Raw genomic sequence first — 13,239 nt, 5'->3', positions numbered from 1 at the left:
GGTCCCCCCGTCACCCCAGGACGCGGCAGGAGCAATGTGCGGGTCAGCCGTGGAACTGGCTCCATGCTGTCCCGCGCTCTCTCGCCCGCATCATGCGCCTGACTGGCGCCCGCGGCCTGTTCGCCGTCGAGCCCGCCCCACCGCCTCGAGCGGCACTGTCGGTGCGTCAGCTGGCTGGCTTCCTGTGGTGGGGGCGGTGAGCTGGGGCACGTGCACTTGTTCCCGAACCGGCACTCGTCGCGGGAGTCCCCGATCCCTGCCCGGGACGCCGTGCTGTGTGGGCGGAATCTTGGATTGACGCTCCGCCAGGCAGGCCGTTAGGTTCTCGGACATGCAGCAGCGACTTGCCCTGACGACTCGCGGTCACATTGACCACATGCGGGTGTGCTCTGCTGCCTGTCGCCCCTGTTGAGAGCTCCTAGCGCCTCCCAGGGCCTTCACCTCGTGTCCGACGCCTCTTTGGGCTGTTCGCGGACTTCTGTGTGAAGCTGACGCGTCTCCCTGCGCGCGGCGCCTTCCTGTAGTTGGCCTCCCCCGCTGCGTACGTCCAGCTGGCGTGCGCCTTCCGTGCATGCCCGGAGTCGACCCGTTCGGCTTCGGGCTGCCAGACAAGGACCCCTTGATGCGTAGGAACACCCTGCCCGCCCGCGCTGTGGCTGTTGCGGCGACTGCCGTGGTTGCCGGCCTGCCGCCCGTGACCAGCGCCGCAGCCGCAGACCCCGGAGCCGCGCCGCTGCCGCCGGTCACCGTCCTGATCGACAAGGCCGGAACCGGCAGCGGGGACATCTTCATCTCGCCGAACTCGGCGACCAGCCACTACTCCAGCGGCGTGGAGATCCTGAGCCGGGACGGCAAGCGAGTCGTCTGGTCACACAAGGTGCCCGCCGGGCAGGAAGCCGCCGACTTCCGCACCCAGACCTACCACGGCAGGCGAGTGCTGACCTGGTGGCAGGGCACCGGCCTCGGCTCCCTCGCGAGCGGCACCGACTACATCTACAACGACAACTACCAGAAGATCGCCGAGGTCAAGGCCGGGAACGGCTACACCGCCGACGGCCACGAGTTCCTGATCACCCCACGCGGAACGGCACTGATCCTGGCCTACAAGCAGACCACGGCAGACCTGACGTCCATAGGCGGCTCCGCGCACCAGAAGATCATCGACGGCGTGGCGCAGGAGATCGACATCCGCACCGGCCGGGTGCTGTTCCAGTGGAGCGCCGCCGACCACGTTTCCTACGCGCAGAGCGAGCAGTCGCTGCCATCCTCGCCGGACACCCCATGGGACTGGTTCCACATCAACGCCGTCAAGCTCGACACCGACAGCAACCTGCTCATCGACGCCCGCAACACCTGGACCACCTACAAGGTGAGCCACCGCAGCGGCAAGGTCCTCTGGCAGCTCGGCGGCAAGGCGAGCACCTTCAAGGAGCAGGCTGCGCCCGGCCAGTACCTGAACACAGCGGGGCGGATCTTCTCCTGGCAGCACGACCCCGAGCCGCTGGGCGGCGGCCTGTACCGGTGGTTCGACAACGAGTCCGCCGGTGCCGCCAACACCGGCACCGGCGCCGTGGAGGAGTTGCCGTTCAGCCGTGTGGTCACCGTCCGCCTGGACGAGCACACCCACACCGCGACCCTGGTCGGCTCCGTCGACCAGCCGGACTACCTCAGCGCATCCTCGCAGGGCAACGCGCAGACGCTCCCGGGCGGCAACACCTTCGTCGGGTGGGGCTCGCTTCCGTACGTCTCCGAGTTCAGCCCGTCCGGCAAGCTGCTGCTCAAGGCACAGCTCCCCGCCGGCGTGAACACCTACCGCGCCTACCGCTCCACCTGGAAGTAGCGCGAGACTGCCGACCGAGGACGAACGCCGCTGCACCCCGTCCCTGCCCGGCACCGGGGCCGGGGTGTGTCGCGAGCGCGCCTACGACCGGTTCCCATCGCCTCAGCACGAGGGATTCACACAGTGCGGTCAACGTTTAACCCGCATAGGCCACTCCTTTCGGATCACGACCGCTGCGGTCGCGGTAATGGTTCCGGGTGACTGGACGAACTCGGCAAGACGCAACCCGTGTGGGCCGATCCCCAGATCGGCGCCCTGAAGGGGCCCCAGGCCGACACCGCGTCCATGGCGCGCTCCGGCGGGGCGGCGTGCCGCCCTGCCCTTGGTGTGCAGCAGTGCGGAGCGGGTGAGCGTCACCGCGACCGCCATGAAGATCATGGTGTCGGTGAGTGACTATGACGTGACCTGATGGGTCGCCATCCAGCGACCCACTTGGGCGGCATACAGATGGACGCTGCCGTACGAGCACAGCATCCGTGCGGCGACCACGGTGATCCATCCCACGGCATATCACGCCCCGCGCGAGATGGCGCAGCGTCGCCCCTTGGCGTGTCCCGCCTGCACTGGCATCAGGGCGCTGGCCAGCAGGCCCAGCAGAAAGAAGTCCGGTGGCCGTGCCACCGATCTCCAGCATCAGCACGTAGCCGTGTGTGGCGCCCCGGCCGACGAAGAACGGCATCGCCGCTGCGGCGGTGACGACCGGGCGCAGCACGCGGAACCGGGTGACCCTGCGCCTTCCCAGGTCGGATTCCAGTACCACCGCCAACACGACGATGTTGACGATCCACACGCTCGCGTCCATGGCGTGGCCTGCCTCCTTGATCTCCTGTGCGCTTCCCGGCACACGCCGGGAGCGCCACCGACCGTAGGAAGGCGCCGCCTCCGCATGCGTCGGCCGGGGAGTGGGTCCGGGTGGAGACGGGCCCTCTCCACCCCGTCTCCACCCACGCGTTGTTCGGGGCGCTCACGGGTTGGTTCACGGGCTCCTACGATGGGCGCATGCCTCTGCATGACCTGCCGGTTCCACGTCGGATGGCATGGTTCGAGCTGGTGCAGGGGCTGGCGCTGACTGCTGCCACGGCCCCCGTACGGTCGGCCGACCTGATCGTCGCACCGGCCAACGGCCAGATCGCCGAACAGGGAACCCACAGGCAGCTGATGGCACAAGACGGCCGCTACGCCGAGCTGTACCAGCTCCAGCAGCATGCGCGCGGGCCCTGACGATTTCTGGGTCTGGGATCCGCGAGTTGGAATGCGTAATGTCGGCTGAAGATGCGCACTCGATGCGCAACCCGGGTTTGAGTGCGCAGTGGATCAGGCGACCTGCGGTGACCCCGAAGACGCTCCTTCTCGGAATCTCGTCGGGACGGAGGGAGCTCGCACTCCCGACCGGCCAGGCGACTGCATCAACGGGCACGAGCGTGAAACAGTCGAAAGGGCATCTGTCCAGGCCAACGCCCCGTGGCCGCTCATCGCCGCAGGTCGCGACGCTCAGCGGTCTCTTCCGGAACACCTGACCAGCAGGACTCAGTAGGTCCGCGCTCAGCATCGCCTGCCCTCGGTGCCTCAACGATGCTCGCCGCCTTGAAGGGGTCTGACCTGCCCGGACAGCTCGCCGGGCCGACGCGCGAGCGGACCGCCCAGCTCCTGGACGGAGTTGCCGTCTCGGCGAGATCGAGGCACTCACTCGCTCACGTCCACTACGTTTTCGATCACAACCGCTGACGATGGAGGACCGCATGGCCGACGAGACCACCAGGGGCACCGCCAGCTTCATCTCCGAGATGGGCGTGCTCAAGCGCGTCGCACGAACCGGCTGGTGGTTCACCGGCAACAAGGCTCCGGAGTCCGTCGCCGAGCACAGCTTCCGGGTGGGAGTGATCGGCTCGGTGCTCGCCATGATGGAAGGCGTCGACTCGGCCCGGGTCGCGCTGCTGTGCCTGTTCCACGACTCCCAGGAGACGCGGGTCGGGGACATCCCGCACATCGGCCGGAAGTACCTGCGCGCCGCGCCGAATGGCGAGGTGACCGCCGACCAGGTCGCCAACGCCCACCCGGCGGTGCGCGAGGGCGTGCAGGGTGCGGTCACGAGTACGAGGCTGGCGAAACTCAGGAGGCGATCGTCGCCCGCGACGCGGACAAGCTGGAGTGTCTGGTGCGGGCCGTCGAGTACCGGGAACAGGGTTACAGCCTCACCCAGAACTGGATCGACACCAGCCTCGCAGCACTGAAGACGCCCTCAGCGAAGGCCCTCGCCGACGCCGCGCTGTCGATGCCGTCCCTGGAATGGCAGAAGAACTTCCTGCCCTCCTGACCCCACGAACAACAGAGGCCCTTGGAATTCACCCACCTCAAGGGGCCTTGTTCATTCGCCTGCAGGCATACAGAGGGGGACCTGGAGGGTGACGACGCAATTGTCGGCGTCGCGGCCGGCGGTCGGACTCCGGACCCCCGTGTCTTTCGTGGCGACATGCGGGGCGAGCGTCGCAGCCATGGCGGATGTGGCTGTCGCCGACCCCGCCACCAGAGCCATGGCCATGGCGGCACTGACAGTGAATACCCTCAAAATAGCTCCCTTTGACTCATCCATCCATATATTCCAGGAATACCATAATTCAGAATTAAATGCAGTCAATCAGACGCAACACCAGGCCTGCGACGTCTCGCACCGCCTCATCGCCCGCAGATCCGCGCGGCAGTGCGCGCGGTGACGACCCAGTAGCCCGGTCCAAGATCTCCGCCGCAGCCAGCGGACCATCGCATCGCGGACAGGCACACGAGTACACGTCCACACCCGACCCACTCCCGGTGGGTCTTCCCGCCGAACGAGCTTGGAGGAGAGGAGTGCTGCCTCACGGGAGGCTGTCAGTCCTCCTTCATACGATCACGGCATGTCTGATGCCTTCACCGTCTTGTGGACCCATGACACGTGCCGCGCCCTGCGCAAAGCGGGTCGCGTAGGAGAGCGACCGCCGGTCGCCTTCAGCGGCGTCCATTCCTCCCTGCCCGCCTGGTCGGGGGCTCGAACCGGGGATGAGGTGTACGCACTGCACGTCAACCGGAACGTCGTGCACGTCGTGAGCCGGATGCGGGTGATCGACATGGAGCGGCGCGACTGCTGCGGCACCGCCCCCGCGACGTGGCAGGACCCAGCGTTCCCCGGGCACGGCGCCTGGTCGATGCTCGGTGCCGGCGGCTGCGGTGCTACGGCAGTGCACGTGGACGCGACGCCCGTACGCTTCGATGTGCCGATACCTAGTGATCTTTTGATGGGGCTTACCTGGCGTAATCGCCGAGGCCAGACCCGCGGTCTGAAGTACGTAGTGGATGGCCGCCTCGAGCGCTCGGTCAGCCTCCAGGGCTTCTACCGACTGACCTCCGAATCGGCCGACGACTTGTCGGATCTCGTCGGCAACACCGCCCCTTCGAGGGCAGAGAGCCTTGGCGGCTGCGGCTCACCAGCACGCCCCGCCAGCCGAGGTCCTGAGCCACTTAAAGAGTGAGCCTTTTCCAACCTGCCTGGCGGCAGGGCTTGATCAAATTCCGTGGGTGTCCAGGTCGTTCGCTCATGGTCAGGATGTGCTCGCGTGGTCGCAGCAGGAAGACGACGGGTCGAGGAGGACGACGGCGAGGGCGACACGGACCGGTGACCCGGATGGTGCTTGCGCAATTCACCGCACACCACGGCCGGCAAGCGGATCTCTGGTGGCGTCATATGACTTCGGTCCGTACCCACGATGAAAGTCCACGAAAGAAAGGAACCCCAGCCGACGCGCGGCTGGGGTTCCTCAAGGCGGTGAGTATCGGTCAGCAGGTGGAGTCACCCACGCCCCGAACCGCTCGCCTACGCGTCGGCGGACCGCACCACATCGCAATCACCGTGGATCAGGCAGGTCAGCGCTGCAGGGTGAGCAGGCCCGGCCGCCACGGCAGCAGGTTGTAGGGGGTGCCGTCCGAGCTGGGGGACCTGCCCTGGTAAAGGAGCTGCAGGTTGCAGGGGTCGATGGTCATGGTCTGGTCGGGGTTGTTGCGAACCAGGTCACCGTGGCTGATGTCGTTGGTCCAGGTGGCACCGCTGTTGGCCTTGCCCGCGAAGGGGTTGGACTCGGTGGCGGCCTGCGGGGTCCACGGACCGTTCAGGCTGGAGGCGGTGAACGAGCGGAAGAAGCGCTGCTCAGTCGCACCCCGAGCCTCGACGATCATGAGGTACTGGTTCTGCCCCTGGACCTTGTAGACCTGCGGCGCCTCGAACAGGTTCTTCACCGTGTCACTCATGACCGTGGTGTACGACGAGCCGAAGTTGCCCGGGAAGTTCCCGATCGGCATGGTCGACTTGTAGATGCTGCCGTTGTCACCGGCGAAGAACAGGTACATGTTCTGGCCGTCGGCGATCAGGGTCGGATCGATCGGGGCGGCGCCCGGGATGCTGCCGGTGAACAGCGGCTGCGGGTCGGACCAGCTGTTGGGGTTGGTGGGGTCGCTGGAGGTGCGGTAGAACAAGGGCCACTGCCCCCACTGGGACACCAGCACCCAGATGTTCTTGGGTGCGAAGTAGAACACTTGGGGCGCCACCGTGCCCTGGTTCATCCCTGTCTGGGCGGCCGTCGCCATGTCCGACCAGTTCGTGAAGGGAGCGAAGGCCATCGAGCCGTACGCCCCGGACTGGTTGACGGTCGAGCCGTAGACCAGGTGCTTGCCGTTGTACGTCACGGTGGTGAAGTCCTTCAGTGAGACCCAGCCGTTCGCCGGCTGCGCCAACGGACCCGTCGAGCTCCACCGGTACGTCGACGGAAGAGAACACGAGTTGGGCGTCCCGGAAAGGCCGGTCCACTTCTGGTTGTTGCCGCCGTTGCAGTTCCAGAGCTGCACCGCCGTGCCGTTGGCCGTAGCGCCGCCCGAGACGTCCAGGCATAGCCCGGCCTCCACGGCGACGATCGTGCCGTCGGCGTTCACCCGCCACTGCTGGTTCGTACCGCCGTTGCAGGCCCAGATCTGCACCTTGGTACCAGCCGTGGTGGCGTGGCCCGGGATGTCCAGGCACTTGTTGCCGTACACGGTCAGCTGGTTGCTGTCCGTCAACGTCCACTGCTGGTTGGTCCCGTCCGTGCAGTCCCAGATCTGCAGGAACGTGCCGACGGTCTGGCTGGCGCCCGGCACATCGAGACACCGGCTGGAACCGGCACCGCGTAAGGCGCCGCTGGTGGCCGCCTGAGCCGGACTGGCGACGAGCAACGCCGCGAACGAAACCAGGGCCGCAACCGCGGCGGCGAGCACCACAGACGGATGTCTGCGGCTGAAACGTCTTCTGCGCATGGAGACCTCGTCATCCTCGAGCAAGCGGTTCCGGTTGGCCCCGACGGGGGTGTGCGGACTGTCGATGCGGTGCGGACGTGCGCGTTCGCTATACCGAACAAGGATCGAAGTGTCGAGCAATCGGATCATAGGGAACCCCTGACCGGCGTCAATACCTCTCGCATGATTCGCGGGCCGAAAACATTCGCAGACTGAAACCAGGCGGCCTCAAGTTCCCTGGTTGTGCGGGTCTTCGACGTCAGGGACAGGTAGCAGCGCGGGGACGGACTCGGTGATCGTTGCGGGTGTCCTACGCCTGATGATCACGAGAGTGTCCCGTGCCTGATGCCGCTCGCGGCGGGGCCGGTGGTACTCGCTGACGGCGATCCTGCCGGCGTGTGCCTGCGCGGTCGTTTCCGGCGCAGGGGGGCCGACGAACTCGCCGAGTGGGGTGCGATACAGAGCCCGCATCGGTGACGCTAACGGCCAACTTGATTGTTTAATCCGCCAGTTGTTCTGCGCAAGGGATGAAGCTCCTGGTAGACGGGTTCACGACCAGGATCGCCCGTGTCGCCAGGAGCTTCATGTGCTTGTCTACCCGTCCGCGCAGCTCGCAGCCGGGTTCGAGGTGGGCGTGAGCACGGTGTACCGGTACATCATGGAAGCCGTCGAACTGCTCGCGGTGCAGGCGACCGACCTCGCCACGGCGGTGGCGGCCGCCTCAGCAAAGGCGTTCGTGATCCTCGACGGGACGCTGCCGCCGATCGACCGGATCGCCGCCGACCGGCCCTTCCACTCCGGCAAACACCAGAGACACGGTATGAACGTGCAGGTCATCGCCGATCCACATGGCAAACTGCTGTGGGCCTCGCCCGCCCTGCCCGGCGCCGTGCACGACATCAGGGCCGCCCGAACCCACGGCGTCATCGACGCCCTCAGCGAGGCGGGCCTGGCCTGCTGGGCAGACAAGGGCTACCAGGGCGCGGGCGGCGCCGTGCGGGTCCCCTTCCGCGGCCAGTGGGACCCGCTCTCGACAGGCCAACGCGCGGTCAACGCCGCGCACCCCCCGCATCCGCGCCCTCGGTGAGCAGGCCATGGCGACCTTGAAAACCTGGCGTCTGCTGCGGAAACTCCGCTGCAGCACCACCCGGATCACCAGCCACGTCCAAGCCGTCTTCACCCTCCACCTGACCTGCTCAAAATGAGGTTGGCAAAGGCTCAATGAGCCTCTTTCATCCTGTCCCGACCGGGCGAAATGGGCTGGTCAGGCGGGGTGACGTGGCGAAGCCCCTCGTTGCTGGTGCGGTGATCTCACTCGGCACGCCCCCAGGCGGGGGCGGCACAGGACGCAGAGCGGTGTAGACGACCATCCTTGTTACAGATAGTATTCACTCAAGCACGTGATGTGACTAGTTGGTAGATTCATAGACAGCGAAGGGGCGAGGGTTCCATGCGCAAGCTTCAGAAGGTCGTGATCGTCGTTGCGGCGGTCAGCGCCCTGACCGCCATCAGCGCTGGGGCTGGCGCTGCCTACGCCGACGACAACGGTTACCAGGAGTGCAGCCCACAGGTGGGGGCTGAGGCCAACACTCCTCTTGCCGTACTCGGCCTTAGCGACACCTTGGGCACCACCTGTGGTCAGTTCAATAACGCATTCACCAAGTGAACCTCTTTCATCCTGTGCTGCAAGGGTGAAATGGGCTGGTCAGCCGCGGCGGTGACATGGCGGAGCCTCTCGTCGTTGGCGTGGTGATCTCACTCATCACACCGGCGACCAAGGGGCTCCGTTGGTTCCGTATCCTTCCATGCTCGATGTCCCGTATGAGCTGGTTGAGCATGTCTCCTGGCTCATCTACGCCCGAAGGCGTGAACTGAACTCGCCGTTGCGGAAGCTGGGTCGCTTCAAGCAAGCCCTGCTGGTCCTGGCCCACCTGCGGAAGAACGAGACGTTCGCCCAGGTGGGAGCCGGGTTCGGAGTGTCGGAGGCGACGGCGTGGCGGTACGTGGACGAGACACTCGAGGTCCTGGGCGCCGGGCCTGCACGAGGCCCTGGTGGGCCTGGGCGAGGGCGACTTCGTCATCGTCGACGGGACGCTGATTCCCACCGACCGCATCCGGGCCGACGAGCCGTACTACTCCCAGAAACACAAGAAGCACGGCATGAACGTCCAGGTCATCACGACGCCGGACGGTACGCCGCTGTGGTTCTCACGGGCAACGCCGGGTCGGACCCACGACCTGACCGCAGCCCGCGCCCACGGCATCGTCCAAGCCTGCCTGACCCGCCAGATCCTCATCCTGGCCGACCGCGCCTATCAGGGTGCCGGCGCCACCGTCCGCACCCCCTACTACGGCCACCGCGAACTGCCCGAGCACTATCAGCAGTACAACCGCGACCACGCCCACCTGCGCGCATCCGGCGAACGCGCCTTCGCCCAACTCAAGTCCTGGCGCCTGCTCCGCAGAGCACGCTGTTCAACCAACCGCCTCGGCCTCATCGTCCGTGCCGTCCACACCCCTCTGATCTGCGCAAACACAGGATGAAAGAGGCTCCATGAGCTCTTTCAGCGTTGCCGCTCCAGGGTGAGGACGGCCGCGGCGATTGACGTCATTCGATTCGGGCTGCACCTTGATCTGCGGAAGATGCGCCAGGACTTCAGTCGTGCCACGCCGCGTTCGACCGGTGCCCGTGTGGCGGACAGCGCGCGGTTGACGGTTTGCCGGGTCGGTGTGAGCTCGCGGCCCGGTGGGCGTCTGAGCGGCGTTGCCACCCAAGGGCTGGCTCCCCTGTAGGCGCGGTCGGCGAGGATCGGGGCGCCCTGGCGCCCGCAGATCCGGATGATCCGGTGAGTGCGGGCAGCCGTCAGGTCGTGGGCGCGGCCGGGCAGTGCAGGCGAGATCCACAGCAGCCGCCCGGCTGGGTCGGTCACCACCTGCACGTTCACGCCGTGTCGGCGGTGCTTGTGGGAGTAGTCGGCCCGGCTGTCGCCGACCCGGTCGCACTCGGCAAGGGTGCCGTCCAACAGGACGTAGTCGGGGTTGGCTTCGCGCAGCGCGCGCAGCAGGCCGGGCGCTCGGTCGGCGAGCAGGTCGATCACCACGGCGGTGTAGGCGTGGGCGGTGCCGACGGAGATACCGAAGCCGGCGGCGAGCTGCGCGAGCGTGCCGTGCCGCCGCAGGTACACCAGACCGACCAGGGCACGCTGGTGCGGCGAGAGTGTGCAGTAGCGGTCACCCTCGCGGGTGACGATGAGCATGGTGACCCACTCGACCAGGGCATGGGCCAGGTCGAGTGCGGCAGGACAGGAAACCAACAAGGCTCCTGCGCCAGCGAGTTGAGACGTCGAACACCTCGCTCAACGGCACGGGAGCCTTGTCCGTTGCCGACGGCTACGTCGTCACCCGATCAGTGGCCACGCTGAAAGGGCTCAGTGGGTCGATCACTCGGGAAGGTACGCCCTTCGCGTCCAGCCCGAGGCCGATCCGCAGGGCTTGGGCATTGCTCCGTCTTCTGCTCGGGCGGTGTCAGGGTTGCACAGCCGGTGAGTCGGCGGAGGTAGGTCGTGTGGCGCTGCAGTAGGTGGAGATGCCCAGGGCCAGTATCCAGTAGCTGAAGATCGCGCCCATGAGGGCGGTGGTGCCCCAGCCGTTCGCCGCGTAGAAGTGCGCGGGGGTGTTGCCGAAGAACAGGGAGGGCACGAAGGCCAGGTTGAGCCATGCCAGGGCGAAAGCAGAGCGGGCGGTCCAGTGCGGCAGCAGGTTCGTACGGGAGATTCCGTAGCCCACGGTGGTCATGAACATCGCGAGCATGAGGCGGCTGATCGACCCGTAGAGGATGTAGGTGCCGCTGACCGTAATGGTCGGGTCGATCGGGTGGTCGGCGGCGATGACCGCGCCGGCTTCCAGCCCGCTGGAGACCAGGGTGATCGTCGCGTAGACCAGTCCGGTGGCGAAGGCCATCGTGCCGACCCATTCGTAGGCGGGGTTCGCCTCTTTGAGGAGTTCGCGGAAGGCCGTCACGAAGACGATCAGGAACGCCAGCGCGAGGATTCCGATCAGCAGCCTGGCGAGGACGTTCGAGTCCGGCGGGGGGCCGGAGTAGACGAAGTACAGGGGTACTTCGACGATGAAGGCGGCCGCGGTGGCGATGGCGGCAAGGCCCGTCAGGCGCCTGGCGGCGGTTTCGTTCATGGCTGTCCTCTCAGGGTCCGTGAGGTGGGTTCCTGCTTGGTTCGGCGCTGTGAATTCTCCCGATCCCAGTGCTCCTCGGCGCTGGGTCTGGACACCGGACGGGAGGCCTACCGACACCCCCTGCGGGGAAGGGATGGCCCAGGCGCTCACAGAGTGAGGGCGGCGGTTCCAGATCGCGTTTGCGGATCGGTGCGGGGCGGATCGGTGTGGACGTGGATGGCGGCGGTTGCGATGCCGGACGTTGTTCTACCCGTCGAGCGACATCGAGCTGGGCCGGCCCTGCAGGTGTGTGCCGTGAGCGTCCGCCGACCGAGCTGACGGGCCTTCACGGTGGTCGTCTCCGTGGTCACCCGAGACCGTTCCAGAACGCGCAGTGGTGGCGGATCCGCACCCTGCCCGCGGGGCCGATGTGGTCCGGTGCCAGGGACAGCACCGTCCGGCGGGACCAGTGCGGCGACGACGGGTTGTTCGGGTCGGCGGTGCGGGCGAAGCGGGTCCAGTAGTCGATCATGGTGTCGGCCAGCCGGTGCTGTGCCGCGGTCAGGTCGCGGGGGCGGCCCCCCAGGTCGAACAGGTAGGGCAGTTCGCTCGCGTGCGGCGCGCCGAGCGGGAACGGCGGCGTGCCCGAGGCGAGCGGCGGGGCGTGCTCGTCGGCGAACTCGTAGCGCCAGAGGGGCACTTGGGCGGCGAGCAGGCTGCCGGTGTGCGCCGTCGGGCAGGCGAAGTCGGCGTCGCCGATGACCGCGCCGAACACCGGGCCGCCGTCGGTGCGGTGCACCGGGTACTCCCGGACGATCGCCTTCGCCTGTCCCGGGGCGGGGAAGAAGGAGGCCACGACGTCGGGCCAGGTGTCGGGAGTGACGGGGTGGCCGGCCTGGACGATGCCGGCGGCCCAGCCGTTGCCCTCGTCGTGGTTGTTGCCGATGAGTACGGGGACCCGGTGGAAGCGGCCGGCGGCGATCGCGGCCGCAGGGTCGCCGGGAAGCAACGGGGTGGCATAGGCGGGCTGTTGATCGGTTTCCTGGGCCGCGAGCAGCCGGGAGACACGCACGCGCCGCAGGCAGGCCATCACGTCGCGGGCGGAGCCGCAGCCGACCTTTGCCGCGAAGTCCGCGCCCGCCCCGCGCGCCGTGGACAGAGGGACGGAGGACGGGGCGAACGGCCGGTCGGGGCGGCCCGTGCACGGACCGCTCTCGATGATCGCCCGGTCGAAGAGCCCTGTGGCGGCAGGTGAGGCGAGCTGGGCGCAGACGCTGTAGCCGCCCGCCGACTCGCCGGCCAGCGTCACGTTGTGCGGATCGCCGCCGAAGGCGCCGATCTCGGCGCGGACCCAGCGCAGCGCCGCCTGCTGGTCGGCAAGGCCGAACGTGCCGGAGCCGGGCAGCCCGCTGTGCGCGAGGAAACCGAGGGTGCCGAGGCGGTAGTCGACGGTGACGACCACGACGTCACCGCGGACGGCCATGCGATGGGCGTCGTACGAGCTGCCCGCTCCGGTGGTGAAGCCGCCGCCGTGCAGCCACACGATCACCGGCCGGGGATGTGCCGGTCGAGCGCCGTCGGGCGTCGTGATGTTCAGGTGGAGACAGTCCTCGTCGGTGCTGCCGCCGGGCACCTCGCCTGCCGGCTGCGGGCAGGCTCTCGCGGGCCGGGTCGCATCTCGTACCCCGGACCAGGGGGCCGCGGGGCGGGGCGGTGCCCAGCGCAGCCTGCCGATCGGGGGCGCCGCGTAGGGAATGCCCTCGAAGGTGCGGTAGCCGTCGTGGGCGGCGCCCCGCACCAGGCCGCCGTGGGTGCGTACCGTCGTGGCAGCGGCTTGCCGGGCGGGCCATGTCGGCGGCGCCGCGGACCAGGCCGTGGCGAGCACTGCGGTCAGGGCGCAGCCCAGGGCGGTCAAGAGGCGGTGCATGCTCATCATC

At 67.7% G+C, this 13,239-nt stretch carries 8 protein-coding genes and 3 pseudogenes; 7 read left to right on the top strand and 4 right to left on the bottom strand.

The annotated features are described in order from the left end of the window. The first annotated feature begins 622 nt into the window (after positions 1–622). The 4 genes and pseudogenes from IE277_RS40710 (at position 623) to IE277_RS40695 (ending at position 5,343) form a co-directional block, all read left to right on the top strand. Positions 623–1,840, top strand: coding sequence for an arylsulfotransferase family protein (locus tag IE277_RS40710; protein WP_189958764.1), 1,218 nt, complete (start codon positions 623–625; stop codon positions 1,838–1,840). Positions 1,841–2,839: 999 nt separating this feature from the next. Beyond that, positions 2,840–3,061 (top strand): hypothetical protein, encoded by a 222-nt coding sequence (locus IE277_RS40705; RefSeq protein ID WP_189958763.1) that lies wholly within the window; start codon positions 2,840–2,842, stop codon positions 3,059–3,061. Between the two features lie 518 nt (positions 3,062–3,579). Then, positions 3,580–4,154 (top strand): annotated as a pseudogene (locus IE277_RS40700) (HD domain-containing protein). 577 nt (positions 4,155–4,731) lie between these two features. After that, positions 4,732–5,343 carry a hypothetical protein gene (locus tag IE277_RS40695; RefSeq protein WP_229882366.1) on the top strand — a complete coding sequence of 204 codons (612 nt, stop codon included), beginning with the start codon at positions 4,732–4,734 and terminating at the stop codon, positions 5,341–5,343. 391 nt (positions 5,344–5,734) lie between these two features. Here IE277_RS40695 and IE277_RS40690 read toward each other — a convergent pair whose 3' ends face one another. Then, a complete protein-coding gene (locus tag IE277_RS40690; RefSeq protein WP_189958762.1) occupies positions 5,735–7,153 on the bottom strand; it encodes a non-reducing end alpha-L-arabinofuranosidase family hydrolase in 1,419 nt (472 codons plus the stop codon). Positions 7,154–7,730: 577 nt separating this feature from the next. Between IE277_RS40690 and IE277_RS40685 the strand changes: the two are divergent. The 3 genes and pseudogenes from IE277_RS40685 to IE277_RS40675 form a co-directional block, all read left to right on the top strand. Further along, positions 7,731–8,337 (top strand): annotated as a pseudogene (locus IE277_RS40685) (transposase family protein); the annotation flags it as partial. 245 nt (positions 8,338–8,582) lie between these two features. After that, entirely contained in the window at positions 8,583–8,798 is a 216-nt protein-coding gene (locus IE277_RS40680; RefSeq protein WP_189958761.1) for a hypothetical protein, read from the top strand. Positions 8,799–8,878: 80 nt separating this feature from the next. After that, a pseudogene (locus IE277_RS40675) lies at positions 8,879–9,676 on the top strand (transposase family protein). A 20-nt stretch (positions 9,677–9,696) separates the two neighbouring features. Here the strand turns inward: IE277_RS40675 and IE277_RS40670 are convergent. The 3 genes from IE277_RS40670 to IE277_RS40660 all read right to left on the bottom strand — a co-directional run bounded on the left by IE277_RS40670 (position 9,697) and on the right by IE277_RS40660 (position 13,235). Beyond that, a complete protein-coding gene (locus IE277_RS40670; RefSeq protein ID WP_189958760.1) occupies positions 9,697–10,446 on the bottom strand; it encodes a transposase family protein in 750 nt (249 codons plus the stop codon). A 211-nt stretch (positions 10,447–10,657) separates the two neighbouring features. Beyond that, complete coding sequence (locus IE277_RS40665; RefSeq protein ID WP_189958759.1) at positions 10,658–11,323, bottom strand: hypothetical protein; 666 nt, start codon at positions 11,321–11,323, stop codon at positions 10,658–10,660. Positions 11,324–11,669: 346 nt separating this feature from the next. Continuing rightward, complete coding sequence (locus IE277_RS40660) at positions 11,670–13,235, bottom strand: carboxylesterase/lipase family protein (RefSeq protein WP_189958774.1); 1,566 nt, start codon at positions 13,233–13,235, stop codon at positions 11,670–11,672. Between the last annotated feature and the right edge of the window lie 4 nt (positions 13,236–13,239).

Origin of the sequence: Streptomyces alanosinicus (genome assembly GCF_014650595.1) — a bacterium.
GTDB classification, from domain to species: Bacteria; Actinomycetota; Actinomycetes; order Streptomycetales; family Streptomycetaceae; genus Streptomyces; species Streptomyces alanosinicus.
Note: the sequence above shows the minus strand (reverse complement) of the source record. Positions and strands in the feature narration are given on the sequence as shown.